Source organism: Massilia sp. Se16.2.3, from assembly GCF_014171595.1.
Classification (GTDB): domain Bacteria; phylum Pseudomonadota; class Gammaproteobacteria; order Burkholderiales; family Burkholderiaceae_D; genus Telluria.
The window spans coordinates 717828-734904 of sequence record NZ_CP050451.1; the positions used below are offsets into that span (position 1 = coordinate 717828).

Annotated in this window: 13 protein-coding genes and 2 pseudogenes; 4 read left to right on the forward strand and 11 right to left on the reverse strand. The window is 64.6% G+C overall.

Annotation, left to right across the window (positions count from 1 at the left end):
* Positions 1–82 precede the first annotated feature (82 nt).
* Positions 83–2036: pseudogene (locus tag G4G31_RS03385) on the reverse strand (M13 family metallopeptidase).
* Here G4G31_RS03385 and G4G31_RS25090 point away from each other — a divergent pair.
* Complete coding sequence (locus G4G31_RS25090) at positions 1942–2187, forward strand: hypothetical protein (protein WP_229425707.1); 246 nt, start codon at positions 1942–1944, stop codon at positions 2185–2187. The pseudogene G4G31_RS03385 and the gene G4G31_RS25090 overlap by 95 nt on opposite strands.
* A gap of 126 nt (positions 2188–2313) precedes the next feature.
* On the opposite strand, the gene G4G31_RS03390 is transcribed toward G4G31_RS25090, so the two are convergent.
* The gene (locus tag G4G31_RS03390) at positions 2314–4383 is read right to left on the reverse strand and encodes a M13 family metallopeptidase (RefSeq protein ID WP_229425327.1); all 2070 of its coding nucleotides are present in this window, start codon (positions 4381–4383) and stop codon (positions 2314–2316) included.
* Between the two features lie 582 nt (positions 4384–4965).
* Between G4G31_RS03390 and G4G31_RS03395 the strand changes: the two genes are divergently transcribed.
* From G4G31_RS03395 to G4G31_RS03405, 3 genes are all read left to right on the forward strand, one after another.
* A complete protein-coding gene (locus G4G31_RS03395) occupies positions 4966–6384 on the forward strand; it encodes a S41 family peptidase (protein WP_182990290.1) in 1419 nt (472 codons plus the stop codon).
* Positions 6385–6582: 198 nt separating this feature from the next.
* Positions 6583–7704: a beta-ketoacyl-ACP synthase III gene (locus G4G31_RS03400; RefSeq protein WP_182990291.1), complete on the forward strand. Its 1122-nt coding sequence runs from the start codon at positions 6583–6585 to the stop codon at positions 7702–7704.
* 207 nt (positions 7705–7911) lie between these two features.
* Positions 7912–8682, forward strand: a complete 771-nt coding sequence (locus G4G31_RS03405) for a hypothetical protein (protein WP_182990292.1) — start codon at positions 7912–7914, stop codon at positions 8680–8682.
* Between the two features lie 120 nt (positions 8683–8802).
* Here G4G31_RS03405 and G4G31_RS03410 read toward each other — a convergent pair.
* The 9 genes and pseudogenes from G4G31_RS03410 to G4G31_RS03445 form a co-directional block, all read right to left on the reverse strand.
* Positions 8803–10834, reverse strand: a pseudogene (locus G4G31_RS03410) (FAD-dependent oxidoreductase).
* Positions 10835–11050: 216 nt separating this feature from the next.
* Positions 11051–11506 (reverse strand): hypothetical protein, encoded by a 456-nt coding sequence (locus G4G31_RS03415; protein WP_182990293.1) that lies wholly within the window; start codon positions 11504–11506, stop codon positions 11051–11053.
* Between the two features lie 19 nt (positions 11507–11525).
* A complete protein-coding gene (locus tag G4G31_RS03420; protein WP_182990294.1) occupies positions 11526–11981 on the reverse strand; it encodes a DUF2721 domain-containing protein in 456 nt (151 codons plus the stop codon).
* Between the two features lie 77 nt (positions 11982–12058).
* The gene (pip, locus tag G4G31_RS03425; protein ID WP_182990295.1) at positions 12059–13015 is read right to left on the reverse strand and encodes a prolyl aminopeptidase; all 957 of its coding nucleotides are present in this window, start codon (positions 13013–13015) and stop codon (positions 12059–12061) included.
* A gap of 51 nt (positions 13016–13066) precedes the next feature.
* A complete protein-coding gene (locus tag G4G31_RS25095; RefSeq protein ID WP_229425328.1) occupies positions 13067–13663 on the reverse strand; it encodes a hypothetical protein in 597 nt (198 codons plus the stop codon).
* Entirely contained in the window at positions 13638–14381 is a 744-nt protein-coding gene (locus tag G4G31_RS25100; RefSeq protein ID WP_229425329.1) for an alanine racemase, read from the reverse strand. Before G4G31_RS25100 ends, G4G31_RS25095 begins: the two co-directional genes overlap by 26 nt.
* 10 nt (positions 14382–14391) lie before the next feature.
* The gene (locus G4G31_RS03435) at positions 14392–14784 is read right to left on the reverse strand and encodes a DUF2750 domain-containing protein (RefSeq protein WP_182990296.1); all 393 of its coding nucleotides are present in this window, start codon (positions 14782–14784) and stop codon (positions 14392–14394) included.
* Between the two features lie 147 nt (positions 14785–14931).
* A complete protein-coding gene (gene phbB, locus G4G31_RS03440) occupies positions 14932–15672 on the reverse strand; it encodes an acetoacetyl-CoA reductase (RefSeq protein ID WP_182990297.1) in 741 nt (246 codons plus the stop codon).
* Positions 15673–15896: 224 nt separating this feature from the next.
* A complete protein-coding gene (locus G4G31_RS03445) occupies positions 15897–17075 on the reverse strand; it encodes an acetyl-CoA C-acetyltransferase (RefSeq protein WP_182990298.1) in 1179 nt (392 codons plus the stop codon).
* Positions 17076–17077: the final 2 nt, after the last annotated feature.

Sequence of the window (17077 nt, forward strand, 5' to 3'; positions counted from 1 at the left end):
GCCATCGCTGGCATAAAAAAACACCGCCGGGCACGGGGCCGGGCGGTGTTCTCGCGAAGTCCGGGCGGACTTCAGCGGGTACTTACCAGATGATCACGCGATCCTTCGGCGCCAGGTACATCTTGTCGCCTTGCTTGACCTTAAAGGCTTCATAGAAGCCTGGCTGGTTCTTCAGGGTGCCGTTGGCGCGGAACTGGCCCGGCGAGTGCGGGTCGGTTTTCACCTGGGCGATCTGCGCCGGCTCGCGCATCTTGCTGCGCCAGACTTGCGCCCAGCCCATGTACAGGCGCTGTTCGCCGGTCAGGCCGTTGATCACCGGTGCCTTCTTGCCTTTCAGCGAGATCTTGTAGGCTTTCGCCGCGATCGCCAGGCCCGAGTTGTCGGCGATGTTCTCGCCCAGGGTCAGTTCGCCGTTGACGTTGTAGCCAGGCAGCGGGCTGTAGCCGTTGTACTGCTCGACCAGCATCTTGGTCTTGGCCTTGAAGTTCTTGTGGTCCGACGGGGACCACCAGTCGCGCAGGTTGCCGTCGCCGTCGTACTGGGCGCCCTGGTCGTCGAAGCCGTGGCTGATCTCGTGGCCGATCACGGCGCCGATGCCGCCGTAGTTCACGGCATCGTCCGCATTCGCGTCGAAGAACGGCGGCTGCAGGATCGAGGCCGGGAACACGATCTCGTTCAGCTCCGGGTTGTAGTAGGCGTTCACGGTCTGCGGCGACATGCCCCACTCTTCGCGGTCGATCGGTTTGCCCAGCTTGTTGATCTCGCGGTCCGCTTCGACGATGCGCGAACGCATCACGTTGCCGACCAGGTCGTCACGCTTGACGACCAGCGCCGAGTAATCCTTCCACTTGTTCGGGTAGCCGATCTTCGGGGTGAACTTGGCCAGCTTGGCTTGCGCTTCCTTCTTGGTTGCCGGGCTCATCCACGTGAGGGTGTTGATCGATTCCTTGTAGGCGGCCAGCAGGTTCTTCACCAGTGCTTCCATGCGCGCCTTGCGCTCGGCCGGGAAGTACTCGGCAACATACAGCTTGCCCAGTGCTTCGCCCTGCGAACGCTCGACCGCGCCGACGCCACGCTTCCAGCGCGGTTCGTTTTCCTTGGCGCCCGACAGGGTCTTGCCGTAGAAGTCGAAACGCTCGTCGACGAAATTCTTCGACAGCATGCTGCCGTAGGATTCGATCAGGTGCAGCGACAGGTAGGCCTTCCAGGTGTCGAGCGAGGTCTTGTTCGACACGTCCATGAACGACTTCAGGTAAGTCGGCTGGCTGACGATGACGTAGCTGGCCTTGCCGGACAGGCCGGTGGCATCGAGCCAGGCTTTCCAGTCGAAGCCCGGTGCGACCTTGTCCAGGTCGGCCAGGTTGACCTTGTTGTAGGCCTTGATCGGATCGCGCAGTTCGACCTTGGTCCACTGCACCCTGGCGATCTCGGTCTCGAAATCGACGATGGCTTTCGCGTTGGCGGCGGCGTTCTTGTCGCCCGCCATGGCCAGCATCTTCTCGACGTGCTGCTGGTACTTGGCGCGGGTCTCCGCCAGTTTGGCGTCGTCCATTTTCAGGTAGTAGTCGCGGTCAGGCATGCCCAGGCCACCCTGGTAGATGTCGGCGACGTACTTGGTCGAATCCTTGTTGTCCTGGTGGATGCCGAAGTCGAACGGCACGCCGACGCCGATCTTGCCCAGGCGCGCCAGCAGCGCCGGCAGCTCGGACTTGTCCTTCAGGGCGGCGATCTTCGCCAGTTCGCCCTGCAGAGGCGTGATGCCCAGGGTTTCCAGGCGGGCTTCGTCCATGAAGCTGGCGTAGAAGTCGCCGATGCGCTGGGCGTCGGTGCCGGCGGCCGGGTTGCTCGCGGCAGCCTTCTCGATGATGCCGCGCAGCTGCGGCAGGGTGTCGTCGCGCAACGGCGAACGAGCCCCAGCTCGATTTGTCGGCCGGGATCTCGGTGTTCTTCAGCCACTTGCCGTTCAGGTATTCGAAGAAGTCGTCCTGCGGGCGCACGCTCTCTTCGATGTATTCGGTGGCGATGCCGGCCGACAGGACCGGTGCCTTGGCGCTCTTGGCGGTGGCGCCGGCGCCGGCGGCGGCCGGTGCCGATGCGTTTTCAGCGTTGACCACGCTGGCGACCAGCGCCAGGGTCAAGGCGCTCAGAAGATGTTTTTTCATGTGTCTCTCTTTTTTATCTCGGTGATGGATGGATACCAGATCAGGTGAACCGGCGCTCGTGACGGCGGTCCCGGTACTGCACTGGCCGGGCATATGCATGGCATGCATATATACCAGTGCATGCGCTGCACAACCCGGCCAACAGGTGACTTTACCAGATCGACACGCGATCCTTCGGTGCCAGGTACATCTTGTCGCCTTCCTTGACACCGAAAGCTTCATAGAAGGCGGGGTGGTTCATCACGGTGCCGTTGGCGCGGAACTGGCCGGGCGAGTGCGGGTCGGTCTTCACTTGCACGATCTGCTGCGCTTCGCGCATCTTCGCGCGCCATACCTGGCCGAAGCCCATGAAGAAGCGCTGGTCGCCGGTGAGGCCGTCGATGACCGGCGCCGGTTTGCCGCCCAGCGAAATCTTGTAGGCTTTATAGGCAATCGCGAGACCGGAGTTGTCGCCGATGTTTTCGCCCAGGGTCAGTTCGCCGTTGACGTTGTAGCCGGGGATCGGGCTGTAGCCGTTGTACTGTTTCACGAGCATGTCGGCGCGTGCCTGGAAGGCGGCGCGGTCTTCCCTGGTCCACCAGTCGCGCAGGTTGCCGTCGCCGTCGGACTGGCTGCCCTTGTCGTCGAAGCCGTGGCCGATCTCGTGGCCGATCACGGCGCCGATGGCACCGTAGTTGACGGCGTCGTCGGCGCGCATGTCGAAGAACGGCGGCTGCAGGATCGCGGCCGGGAACACGATCTCGTTCATCGAGCTGCTGTAGTAGGCGTTCACCGTCTGCGGCGTCATGCCCCACTCTTCGCGGTCGATCGGCTGGCCGAGTTTACTGATGTTGCGGTTATAGGCGAATTCGGAAGCGCGCTTGACGTTGCCCACCAGGTCATCCTTGCGGATGCTGAGCTTGGCGTAGTCGCGCCACTTGTTCGGGTAGCCGATCTTCGGGACGAACTTGGCCAGTTTCGCCTGCGCTTCGACCTTGGTGGCGGGGGTCATCCAGTCGAGGCCGTCGATGCTGTCCTTGTAGGCGGCCAGCAGGTTCTTCACCAGCTCTTCCATGCGCGCCTTGCGCTCGGCCGGGAAGTACCTGGCCACATACTGGCGGCCGGCCGCTTCGCCCAGCGCGCCTTCGACGACCGACACGCCGATCTTCCAGCGCGGACGGTTTTCGCTCACGCCGGTCAGCGTGGTGCCGTAGAAGGCGAAGTTGGCGTCAACAAAAGCTTTCGACAGGAAAGGCGAATATTCGCGCAGCAGCTGCCATTCGAAATAGGACTTCAGCGTGGCCAGGTCGGTCTTTTCCAGCACCTGGTTAAAGCCCGTCAGGTAGCTCGGCTGGGCGACGATCACGTATTCCAGCTTGTTGCCGACGCCGGCTGCGGCGAGCGCCGCATTCCAGTCGTAGCCCGGGGTCAGCGCGCCCAGCTCGGCCACGCTCATCTTGTTGTAGCGCTTGACCGGGTCGCGGTTCTCGACCTTGGTCCACTGTACCTTGGCCAGTTCGGTCTCGAACTCGACGATGGCTTTCGCCTGGGCACCGGCGTCCTTCACGCCAGCCAGGCCCAGGATCTGCGCCACGTGCGCCTCATACTTGGCGCGGGTCTCCGCCATGCGCTTGTCGTCGAGCTTCAGGTAATAATCGCGGTCGGGCATGCCCAGGCCGCCCTGGCCGATGTAGGTGGCGTATTTGGTGGAAGCGCGCGCATCCTGGCCGACGCGGATGCCATAGGGCGCCGACACGCCGATCTTCGACAGGTGCGCTACCAGGTCGGGCACGCCCTTCTTGTCCTTCAGGGTGCGGATGCGCTGCAGTTCGCTGGCCAGGGGCTTGACGCCCAGGGTCTCGAGGCGCGCTTCGTCCATGAAGCTGGCGTACAGGTCGCCGATCTTCTGGACGTCGGTACCGGCTTTCTTGTGCGGATCCTTCTGGGCGGCCTCGATGATGCCGCGCAGGTGCGCCTGGGCGTCGTCGCGCAGCAGCATGAAGGTACCCAGGCTGGACTTGTCGGCCGGGATCTCGGTGTTTTTCAGCCACTTGCCGTTCAGGTAGGTGAAGAAGTCATCCTGCGGGCGCACCGAGGTGTCGATGTACTGGGTGTCGATCCCCGAAATGGGGGCGGCTGCCACCGCGGCCGCCGGCTTGGCGGCATGAGGCGCGGTGTCGGCCGCATGGGCAAGGGTCGCCAGCACGGACAGGGTCAGGGTGCTCAGAAGGGTACGTTTCAAGGGAAGTCCTCGTTTTGCCGATAAAAAACGCGCAGGGGGCGATGCGGCCGCCCGGATGCGCCAACAGGTTGTCATGCCTCCCTGGAAGCAGGTAAACACATGTCTTTACAAGTACTTAGGTGTTTCCCCGACGAGCAGGCATCTTGCAAGAATGCCCGATCCAGACCCATCCGTCGAGAGGGGATGTTGCATATTTTGATCGGTAGTTGTCGTGCAAGCACGTATGCATATGTCCTGTCAGTACAGGGCATACGGGTGCCGGCGAAGCTGCTGGCGGGACAAAAAAATGCCCACGGGGAGGGGGGTCCGTGGGCGAAATCCACTGTGTGAGAAGTGGAAAGAGAGAAAACCTGGAATCGACTATAGGGCGCGTCGATTCGGCCTGCGCCGACTCTTACAAATATTTACTGGAATCACAATTGCCTTTACACATTTCGCTGTAGCCTGGCGGCGCCCGCGTGCATCGGCCACAGGTTTGCGCCAGCACCCCGGCAGCATGAGCGCATTCAGGTTTATACTGGCCGTACGCTACCTCATGCGTGCCAGGGCAAGCCCATCGCCCTTATCCGCCGCCCACGACCTATGCGCTCCACTCTCAAGAATACCGGCCTGCTCGCCGTCGGCCTCGTTGCCGGTGCCGCCGCCACGATGCAGTTTTCCGCGCTCGCCTACAAACCGGTCGAGCCGAGCATGCCGCTCGACCAGCTGCAGCAGCTCTCGCGCGTGGTCGACCTCATCCGGTCGGACTATGTCGAACCGGTCGACAGTGGCAAGCTGCTCACCGACGCCATCAGCGGCATGGTCGACTCGCTCGATCCGCACTCGGCCTACCTCGACGCCTCGGCCTACCGCGAACTGCGCGAAGGCACCGAAGGTAAATTCGTCGGCCTGGGTATCGAGATCAGCCAGAGCGACGGCGGCTATATCGAAATCGTCACGCCGATGGAGGATTCGCCCGCCGAGCGTGCCGGCATCCGCGCCGGCGACCTGATCACCCGCATCGAAGGCGTCGACGTACGTAGCCTGGCGCTGGACGAGGCGGTCAAGCGCATGCGCGGCACGCCCGGCACCCGCGTCAGGCTCACGATCGCGCGCGCCACGGCCCCGCAGCCGCTGGTGCTGACCGTCGAGCGCCAGGAAATCGTCCAGAAAAGCGTCAAGGCAAAAATCGTCGAGCCCGGCTACGGCTGGCTGCGCATCGCCCAGTTCCAGGAACCGACGGTCGACGACATGGCCGCCAAACTGGCCGAGCTGGCGCGCAAGGAACCGCAGCTGAAAGGCCTCGTGCTCGACCTGCGCAACGATCCGGGCGGCCTGCTGCAGGGTGCGATCGGCGTGGCTGCCGCCTTCCTGCCCGAAGGCGCCGAGATCGTCTCGACGAATGGCCAGCTGGTGGAAATGCGCCAGCGTTACTATGGCCGGCCGCAGGACTACATGCTGCGCAGCGGACGCGATCCGCTCTCCGCGGTGCCGGCCAGCTTCAAGTCGCTGCCGCTGGTGGTGCTGGTCAATACCGGATCGGCCTCGGCCTCCGAAATCGTCGCCGGCGCACTGCAGGACCACAAGCGCGCCACCATCGTCGGCACCCCGACCTTCGGCAAGGGCTCGGTGCAGACCATTCGTCCGGTCGGGCGCGAGGCCGCCGTCAAACTGACCACGGCGCGCTATTTCACGCCGAACGGGCGCTCGATCCAGGCACGCGGCATCGTGCCCGACCTTGCCGTCGACGAGAACGCCGACAACGACGGCCTGAATGCGCTGCGCCTGCGCGAAGCCGACCTGCAGCACCATCTGTCGGGCGACGGCGCCGAGCAAAAGACCCGCCCCGACGACATCGAGGAGCAGATGGCGCTGCTCGACGCGGCGCGCGACCGCAAGCCGCTCGCTTATGGCGGCAGCGACGATTTCCAGCTGGCGCAGGCGGTGAAGCACCTGAAGGGGCAGCCGATGCAGTTGTCGAAGCGGCAGGCGCAGACCAAGCTGGCGGGGCACAAGCCCTAGGGCGGGCACCCTGTGCCCACGCCGAAAGACGCGTCAAGTTAGCCTGCTCCGTGCCAATGTTGGCATAGACACCGTCTCCCGCCGGCTCCGCCCATCCCGACGCGTGGTCGCCCAGACAATTCCCAGCGCTACCCTGATTGTGTAGAATCGCCGTCATTCCCTGCGGAATCCCGCATATCTCCTTTGAAAGTCCCGATCATGAAATCTGTCGTCATCAGCGGCACCGGCCTGTTTACGCCTCCGTATTCCATCTCGAACGACGAGCTGGTGACGGCCTTCAATGCCTATGTCGAGCTCCATAACGCCGAACACGCCGACGCCATCGCCGCAGGCACTGTGACCGCCCTCGAGCCCTCCTCCAGCGGCTTCATCGAAAAAGCTTCCGGCATCAAGTCGCGCTACGTGATGGAAAAGGAAGGCATCCTCGACCCGGCGCACATGACCTCGCGCATTCCCGAGCGCGCCGACGAGGAGCTGTCGCTGCAGGCGGAGATGTGCGTCGCCGCGGCGAAGGACGCGCTGGCACGTGCCGGCCGCACCGCTGCCGACATCGACATGGTGCTGGTGGCCGCATCGAACATGCAGCGCGCCTACCCGGCGATGGCGGTCGAGGTGCAGGACGCGCTGGGCATCGAGGGCTTCGGTTTCGACATGAACGTGGCCTGCTCCTCGGCCACCTTCGGCATCCAGACCGCGATGGGCGCGGTCCAGACCGGCCAGGCGCGCGCGGTCCTCGTGCTGAATCCGGAAATCACCAGCGGCCACCTGAACTTCCGCGACCGCGACAGCCACTTCATTTTCGGTGATGCCTGCACCGCCATGATCATCGAAGCCGCCGACACGGCCGTGAGCGAACACCAGTTCGAGATCCTCGAATCGAAACTGAAGACGAAATTCTCGAACAACATCCGCAACAACTTCGGCTTCATGAACCGTTTCGACGTGTCGACCGTCGCCAAGGAAGACAAGCTGTTCCGCCAGCAGGGCCGCAAGGTGTTCAAGGAAGTGTGCCCGATGGCCGCCGAGATGATCAAGGACACCGTGGAAGCGGCCGGCCTCTCGATCCCGCAGGTGTCGCGCTACTGGCTGCACCAGGCCAACCTGAACATGAATTTGCTGATCGCCCGCACCCTGTTAGGGCGCGACGCCGAGCCGAGCGAGGCGCCGGTCATCCTCGACACCTACGCCAACACCTCGTCGGCCGGTTCGATCATCGCCTTCCACAAGCACCAGGACGACCTGCCACAGGGCGCGCATGGCGTGATCTGCTCGTTCGGCGCCGGCTACTCGATCGGCTGCGTGGTCGTGCGCAAGAAGTAATCCCCGCAGTCTCCGGGCACGCCAGCCGCGTGCCCGGCTCCTCCTCCTTCCCCGCCTTTTTCTTCCCCCGCTTTTCGCGCTGCAGCGCAGCATCGAAACCTGCGCACGGTTGAGCTGAACATTAAAATAATATAAATAGTTTCTGATAATATTTGCCGATCCGCACTTCCTTCTGCAGTCCAACAACAATCATTGGGAGAAGTCGTCATGGGCAAGATCATCGAAACACCGGTACTGCAAACGGAGTCGCGTCAGCTCATCGTCGGCACGGCGGACCTGCACGGCCTCCACCGCAAGCTGGTCGGGCTGGCGCTGCTGCTGTTATTGGCCCATTGCGGCGCCATGGCACTGAAATACTACGGCGGCAATGACATGGCCTTTGGCCTGGTGCCGCTGTTCGACTTCTACGAAGAGCACAACGCGCCCACCTATTTCTCGTCGCTGAACCTGCTCATTACCTCGGCCCTGCTGTTCGCGATCTCGCGCCTGACCGATGGCGGCGGCGCGGCGCAGGCCAAAAAGCACGGACACGCCTGGCGCATTCTGGCGGCCGGTTTCCTGTTCATGTCGGTGGACGAATTCGCCGACCTGCGCATGATCCTGTCGAAGGCGACGAAGGCGGTGGCAGGCATCAATGTCGAGGCGGTGCCGCTGCTGTCGGTGGCGTGGACGGTGCCGGTGGCGGCCGTGGTGGCGCTGCTGGCCGTGTATTTCATTCCCTTCCTGCTGCGCCTGAAGAAGGTTTATACGATCAATTTCGCCCTGGCCGGCGCCGCCTTCGTGTTCGCGGCGATCGGCTTCGAAACCATCGAGGGCTACCACGTCGCCCAGACCCATGGCGTGCGCGACGTGACCTTCATGCTGATGGTGACGTTAGAAGAGACGATGGAAATCTTCTCGATCCTCTACTTCCAGTACTTCCTGCTCCGCTACATCAACGAATACCACCGCAGTGTCTATCTGCGCCTGAATTATTGAGGCGGCAGGAGACCACCGCCACGGTAAGTAGGGTGGAGGTGGCCGGCGAGGCTCCTGACTCCACGCGGTACGGTGTCCGCCTCGCCGCACGGCATGCGCGATACCTGCCGCCGGCATCGCCTACAAGCGCGCTCCCAGCTCCGCCCCCTCGCGAATGGCGCGCTTGGCATCGAGTTCGGCCGCCAGCACGGCGCCGCCGATCTTGTGGAAGGCCGTGGCGGGCGTGACCTCGCCCGCCGTCAGCTCGTCCAGGCTTTCCTGGCCGGCGCAAATGACGACATTGTCCACTTCCAGCAGGCGCTGCTCGCCGCCCACCGTGATGTGCAGGCCGGCGTCGTCGATGCGGTCGTACTGCACCCCCGCCAGCATCTGCACGCCGCCGCGTACCAGCGTGGCACGGTGCACCCAGCCCGAGGTTTTACCGAGACCGGCACCCGGACGCGTGGTCTTCCTCTGCAACAGGTGGATCTGGCGGTAGGGGCTGGGCCGGCGCCGGCTTCACCAGGCCGCCTTCGACTGTCGCGTCCAGGTCGACGCCCCACTCCGCCGTCCAGGTCGACACCGGCAACGGCAGCGCGTGCGCCGGGTCGTGCAGCAGGAATTCGCCGGTATCGAAGCCGATGCCGCCGGCACCGATGATCGCCACCCGCTTGCCGACCGGTTTTTTATCGCGCAGGACGTCCAGGTAGGACAGCACTTTCGGGTGGTCGATGCCGGGAATCGCGGGCATGCGCATGCGCACGCCGGTAGCGACGATGACGTCGTCGAAGCCGGCCGCCAGCAACTCCTCGCGCGTGACGCGCCGGTTCAACTGGACGTCGACGCCCGTCAATTCCAGCTTACGGCCGAAATAGCGGATGGTTTCGGCAAATTCCTCCTTGCCGGGGATCTGCATGGCGACCTTGAACTGGCCGCCGATGCTGTTCGACGCGTCGAACAGGGTCACGGCGTGGCCACGCTCGGCCGCCACCGTCGCCGCCGACAAGCCGGCCGGTCCCGCGCCGACCACGGCGATCTTGCGTGGCTTACCCGTTTTCGCGTACACGAGTTCCGTTTCGTGGCAGGCGCGCGGATTGACCAGGCAGCTGGCGCGCTTGTTCGAGAAGGTGTGGTCCAGGCAGGCCTGGTTGCAGCCGATGCAGGTGTTGATTTCGTCGGTACGGCCGCTGGCGGCCTTGATGACGAAGGCCGGATCGGCCAGGAAGGGACGCGCCATCGACACCATGTCGGCGTCGCCGCGCGCGATGATGTCTTCCGCCTCGCCCGGCATGTTGATGCGGTTCGAAGCCACCACCGGGATGCCGACCTCGCGCTTCAGGCGCCCGGCCACGCTGGCAAAGGCGGCGCGCGGCACCGAGGTGACGATGGTCGGCACGCGTGCTTCGTGCCAGCCGTAACCCGTGTTCAGGATCGTGACGCCAGCCGCTTCCAGCGCCCGCGCCACCGTCGCTACTTCTTCCCAGGTATTGCCGCCTTCGACCAAGTCGAGCACCGAGTGGCGGTACATGATGATGAAGTCGCGCCCGACGGCGGCGCGGATGCGGCGCACGACCTCGACGGCCAGGCGCATGCGGTTCTCGATCGGCCCGCCCCAGCGGTCCTGGCGTTGATTGACGCGCGCGCACAGGAACTGGTTCAACAGGTAGCCTTCACTGCCCATCACCTCGATGCCGTCGTAGCCGGCCGTTTTCGCCAGTTTCGCGCAGCGCACATAGGCACGGATGGTGGCCTCGATGCCGCGCTCGTCGAGTTCGCGCGGCTTGAATTTCGAGATCGGCGACTTCACCGGCGAGGCCGAGACCACGAAAGGCTGGTAGCCATAACGGCCGGCGTGCAGGATCTGCATCAGGATCTTGCCGCCCTCTTCGTGCACGGCGCGGGTGACGCGGCGGTGGTTCGGCACGTCGCCCAGCATGTTCAGGGTGCCGCCGAAGGGCAACAGCCAGCCTTGCCGGTTCGGAGAAATGCCGCCGGTGACGATCAGGCCGACGCCGCCGGCCGCGCGCTCGCGGTAAAAGGCGGCCAGCTTGCCGTAGTTATAAAACCGGTCTTCGAGGCCGGTGTGCATCGAACCCATGATGACGCGGTTCTTCAGCGTCGTGAAACCGAGGTCGAGGGGCTGGAGCAGGTGGGGGTAGGCAGTGTTTTTCATCACGGCATTAAACCGTGAATCTGTGGAGTCGGGGTTCTAAACGTAGAGTGGGGCCACGGTATGTGCGGGTGAATATGCGCTATCACCGCGTGGGCTCGAGAGCCTCGCCGGCCGCGCCCACCCTACGAAAAGCGCATCGCATGGGTGTTGTAGGGTGGGCTCTTGAGCCCACGCGGTCGTGCCTCTACAGATCCGCGAAGCAGGTCGACAAAGGCGTCAGACGAGATGACTCTCCGGCGCCCGCAGTTCCGCATACTGCTCGATGCTGCCGATCCGTACCGTGACCGGATTCAGGCTGGCGTTCGGCGACATCGAGCGCCAGGCGAACTGCCATTCCTGCTCGCGCGCCTGCGCCGCGCTCTTGGTGAACGCCGCGCCCAGCGGCGAGCGCCTGCCGTATTCGATGGCACCGTCGATGCCGGCCCAGTTGGGCAGCGTGCGCTGCACCGCGCGGTGCAGGCGTTCGCCGAATTCCTCGGTGTTGTGGATCACCAGGCAGCAGTCGGCCGGCGCCAGAACGTCGAACAGGGTCTTGTTCCAGGCGCTCGAAAACGACAGGGTCAGGAAACCGCCGGCGGGCACCAGGCGGAACTGGCCGGCCTTGAGGGCTTCTTCCAGTTCGTCGCGCATGCCGTAGCGGTGCAGGGTGGGTGGGCGCTGGTAGTCGTGCATGTGGTACTCGATTCTGTGGTTAGGTGCGGCGCGAGCCGGGCGCAAGGCTGGCGTCGTGCATGATGCGCATGAAGCGCGAGGCGATGAAAATCTCGCGCAGGAAGAACATGAAGCTGCTGATCAGGGCGATCATCGCCAGCACGAACGAGGCCGCGATGTATTTATCGAGACTGATGTTGGTCGAGTCGCCCAGGAACAGCATCGCAATCACGACGCAGACCAGGAAGCCGCAACTGGTGCTGGAGGTGATCGCGTAGTTGATCAGGTGCGAGCGGGTGTACAGCACTTCGAGTTCGTCGGTGTACTCGTCGTTGGCGGCAATGCGCAGGCGGTCTTCCAGCACCCGGGTGCGGTCGATGATGCGCGCCAGGCGGTTGGTCAGCACCGTCAGCTTGGTCGCCACCCCGGTCAGCAGGAACACGGGCGCGATCGCCAGCTGGATCATGTGGCCGATGTCGCTAATCTGGATATTCATGGGAACACGTGGCGTTGTTGTGTATGTGTCAGGGCTAGTGTAACAGCCGCCTGTGGGTGCGAACAGGCACCCCGGGATTATTCGAAGCGGCCCTGGCGCTTGAACTGCTCGGTCGCCGCCACCAGGGCGCGCGCGATGCCCATCTCGAGCGCGCCATGGCCCGCGTCCGGCACCATGCGCAGTTTCGCCCCCGCCCAGGCCTTGTGCAAACGGTGTGCCGACAGCGGCGGGCAGATCACGTCGTAGCGGCCCTGGACGATCACGGCCGGCAGGTGGGCGATACGGCCGATATCGCGAATCAGCTGGTCTTCCTCGAGGAAGGCGCCATGCGCCATGTAGTGCGACTCGAGCCGGCCGACACCAAGGTCGAGCGTGTCGGACGGCTGCTCTTCCTCTTGCGGCAGCAGGAACACGCGGCGCCCCTCGAAGCGGCTCCAGGCGCGCGCCGCCGGCCAGTACTCGGCCGGGTCGTCGGACAGCAAGCGGCGCGTATAGGCCTGCAGCAGGTCGCCACGCTCGGCGGGTGGGATCGGCGCAATGAAATCCTCGTACAGCTCGGGATAGAACCACTCGATGCCATGCAGGAACCAGTCGACCTCGGCGCGGGTGCACAGGAAAATCCCGCGCAGCACGAAACCAAGGCAGCGCTGGGGATGGGCCTGGCCATACGCCAGCGCCAGCGTCGAGCCCCAGGAGCCGCCGAACACCAGCCAGCGGTCGATGCCGAACATGACGCGCAGGCGTTCGATGTCCTCGATCAGCAATTGGGTCGTGTTGTTGCGCCACTCGCCCAGCGGCGTCGACTTGCCGGCGCCACGCTGGTCGAACAGGATGATGCGGTAAGCGTGCGGATCGAAGAAGCGGCGATGCTGGGGCGACAGCCCGGCGCCCGGGCCGCCGTGCAGGAACACCACCGGAATGCCGTTCGGGTTGCCCACCTCTTCCCAGTAGATCGTATGCAGTTCGTCGACGGCCAGCATGCCGTGGCGCAGGGGTTGGATCGGCGGGAACAGCGAGGGCGGGGTGGCGGGCATGGCGGCTCTCTTGAAGGTCGAACAACGATTGTAGCCTACCGCCCCGCCCTTTCAGAAGAAGGTATTGAACGCCGCGCGCACCCCGTAATCGTCGTCCACGCCCAGCAGCAGCGGCCACTTGTCGAAGGTGGTGCAGGGGTGGGAGATGCCACAACCGACCAGGTCGCCGACCGCCAGTTCGCTGCACAGCGGATGGCCCTCAGGCAGGCGCAGGTAGGCGTGCTGGTCGTTCAGCTTGACGATGGCACAGCCGGGCGGCAGCGCGTGGGGCGTGCCGGGACCGGGGCGGTGGTGCACCAGCGGGCGCGGCAGATCGGCGTCGTAGGACGCGTCGCGCTTGCCCATGGTCAGAATCGCAAGCGTGGGCTCGGGGCGCGACTGCACCATGGACCACACTTCCAAGGCCGGACGCAGGCCGTCGCCCTCTTCTTCGCGCACGTTGAGTTCCTCCAGCATGTGTTCATAGGTGCCGTGGTCGCTGGTCAGATAGCAGCCGCTGCGCAGCACGATGCGTAGCGGCCGCGACAGGGCCGGGGCACGGGCCAGGCCGCGCGCGACCAGGTCGAAATACGCGGAACCACCGGCCGACAGCAGGATTTCCCCGCCCATGAACAGGCCCTCATCATCGGCAGTGGCGACCAGCGCCACCAGCTGCGCCGGGGAACGCGTCCACCGCGCGCAGGTCGGCGGTGCGGTCGTCGGTGACGAGTAAACCTTCGTAGCCCTCGAAGCCGGCGAGCAGCAGGCCGGGCGCACCGGCGATCGCGCGCGCCACCGTCAGCGCCGCGTCAAGCGTGCGGCAGCCGGCGCGCTTGCCTGATAAACCGAGTTCGACCAGCACCGGCAATGGACTTGCCAGCCCGGCAGCGGCCACCGCCTCGGCCAGGCGGACCACGCCCGCCAGCGAATCGGACAGCACGATGCATTCGAAGTGCGGATCGCGCTTCAATAGTGCGAGTACCGCCTTGATGTCGGCGGGCGCGACCAGCTGGTTCGCCAGCAGCACCCGGCGCACGCCGCGCTGCGCGACCTGCACCTGCGGGACGGTCGCGAGGGTGATGCCCCAGGCGCCGTTGCCAAGCTGGGCGGCGAACAGCTGCGGGCTCATGGTGGTCTTGCCGTGCGGCGCGAGCGTCACGCCGTGGCGCTCGCAGAAGCGCCGCATCCAGTCGAGGTTATGGCGCAGGCTCGACATTTTCAGCAGCGCCACCGGGAAGCTGGTGTCGGCGTTCAGCACATTCCAGCCCTGCACGCCAATTGCGCCCTGGCGCAGCGGTTCAAGGATCGGCAAGCCCTTGGTGCCGGGCTGCAGCAAGTGTTCTTCGAGGGAGGCCAGGGCCAGGCCATCGTGCGGGAGGGTGTGCATGGCGTGTGCGTCAGGTGAAAGGATCGGGTCGGTGGGCCAGGCGGGCCTGCAGTTCGGCGCGCAGCTGCGCATGCGAGGGCGTGAGGCCGTATTCGTCGGGCGTATAGGTAATGCCCGGCAGCACGCCATCGCTTTCCAGCTGGGGCAGCAGTTCATCGAGCAGTTCGCTCAGGGCAAAGGCTTGCGGCACATACCCCGTCCATTCGAGCACGGCGCACTGCTGGGCCAGCTCGTTCGAGGGCCACAGGGGGAACACGAGGGCGCCATCGTCGGTCTTGCCGATGGCCCAGCCGTCGCGATACAGGCCCCAGACTTCGCCGGTGGCGGCGACCCGGCGCACGAAATGCTCGTAGCGCAGCTGCTTGGGAAGCGTGATGACGGAAGAGGTGTCGCTGGCATCCATGGTCGTCGGCGGGAAGTGGGTTCCCGTTCAGGATACAAAAATTGCGGCCGGGTGGCCGCGCTCTTGGACCCTGGCCGGCGCCGCGGGCAAAAAAAAGCACCGCCAGGCAAGCTGCCGGAGCGGTGCTGGTGTGCGGCAGCCCTGCGATCAGGACATGTGCTGGCCGCCGTTGATGGCGATGTTCGCGCCGGTGACGAATGCCGCTTCATCCGACGACAGGTAAGCGACCAAGCCGGCTACTTCTTCCGGTTTGCCCAGGCGGCCCATCGGAATTTGCGGAATGATCTTGCTTTCCAGGACTTCGCTCGGGATGTCCATCACCATCTTGGTGCCGATGTAGCCTGGCGAAATGGTGTTGACGGTCACGCCCTTGCGCGCCACTTCCAGCGCCAGCGCCTTGGTGAAACCGTGCATGCCGGCTTTCGCGGCCGAGTAGTTGGTCTGGCCGAAGGCGCCCTTCTGGCCGTTCACCGACGAGATGTTGATGATGCGGCCCCAGCCGCGTTCCACCATGCCGTCGCAGACGGGTTTCGTCATGTTGAACACGGAATCGAGGTTGGTCTTGATAACCGCGTCCCAGTTCACCTTGTCCATTTTCTTGAACGTCATGTCGCGCGTGATACCGGCGTTATTCACCAGCACGTCGACCGGGCCGACTTCGCTCTGCACCCGGGCCACGCAGGCCTGGGCCGAATCGTAGTCGGCGACATCGCAAGGGTAGGCCTTGAAATTGAAGCCTTGTTCGCGCATCGATGCCAGCCAGCTTTCTGCCTTGTTGTTGCCCGGCGAGTGGGTGGTGACGACGGTATAGCCCAGCGCGGCCAGCTTGATGCACACTGCTTCGCCCAGACCACCCATGCCGCCCGTTACTAATGCTACTCGTGCCATTGTCTTCTCCTTGTGGTGGGGGCTTGATAAACCTACTGCGCGTCGGACTGTCGGCCTGCGCCGCCAAGGCGATAGCTCGCTATACGTGAGTACAGCGAGCATCATCGCCTTGGCGGCTCGGCCAACATTCCTTCCGCTCGCTACGGTTTCTCAAGCCCCCCTTTACGCACTAAACAGTGCTCTTTTTTTGAGATCGCTACGTTTAACAATAAATCTTGTCGCGCTTAATCGCGTTCGACCGCCAGCGCCACGCCCATGCCGCCGCCGATGCACAGGCTTGCCAGGCCGCGCTTGGCGTCGCGGCGGACCATTTCGTGCAGCAGGGTCACCAGCACGCGGGCGCCGGAGGCGCCGATCGGGTGACCCAGCGCGATGGCGCCGCCGTTGACGTTGATCTTCGACGTGTCCCAGCCCATCTCCTTGTTGACGGCGACGGCCTGGGCGGCGAAGGCTTCGTTGATCTCCATCAGGTCGAGCTGGTCGTGGGTCCAGCCGGCCTTTTGCAGGCACAGGCGCGAGGCCGAGACCGGGCCCATGCCCATGATGGTGGGGTCCAGGCCCGAGGACGAATAGGCCTTGATGCGTGCCAGCGGGGTCAGGCCCAGCTCGCGCGCCTTGGCACCGCTCATCATGATGACGGCGGCGGCGCCATCGTTCAGGCCGGACGCGTTGCCGGCCGTGACACTACCTTCTTTGTTGAATGCGGGGCGCAGGCTAGACAGGGCCTCGATCGTGCTGCCGTGCTTCGGGTACTCGTCGCTGTCGAAGACGACCGCACCCTTTTTCGACGGAATCTCGATCGGGATGATTTCGTCCTTGAATTTGCCGGCCTTTTGCGCCGCCTCGGCTTTCAATTGCGAGTTCAGGGCGAACTCGTCCTGCTCGGCGCGCGAAATGTCGTACTTGCGCGCGACATTCTCGGCGGTGACGCCCATGTGGTACTGGTTGTAGACGTCCCACAGGCCGTCGACGATCATGGTGTCGACCAGTTTGGTATCGCCCATGCGGAAGCCGTCGCGCGAATTCGGCAGCACGTGCGGCGAGGCGCTCATGTTTTCCTGGCCGCCGGCGATGACGATGTTCGCGTCGCCGCAGCGGATTGCCTGGGTGGCGAGGTGGGTGGCCTTCAGGCCGCTGCCGCAGACCTTGTTGATGGTGTAGGCGGGCACCATGTCGGGCAGGCCGCTCTTGATGGCCGCCTGGCGTGCCGGATTCTGGCCGGCACCGGCCGTCAGCACCTGGCCCATGATCACTTCGCTGACCGTGGCCGGATCGATCCCGGTCTGCGCCAGCAGCTGGCGGATCACCTGCGCGCCCAGCTCGGCGGCGGGGATCTTGGCGAGCGACCCGCCGAATTTGCCGACCGCGGTGCGGCCTGCGGCTACGATGACGACGTCTTCCATTG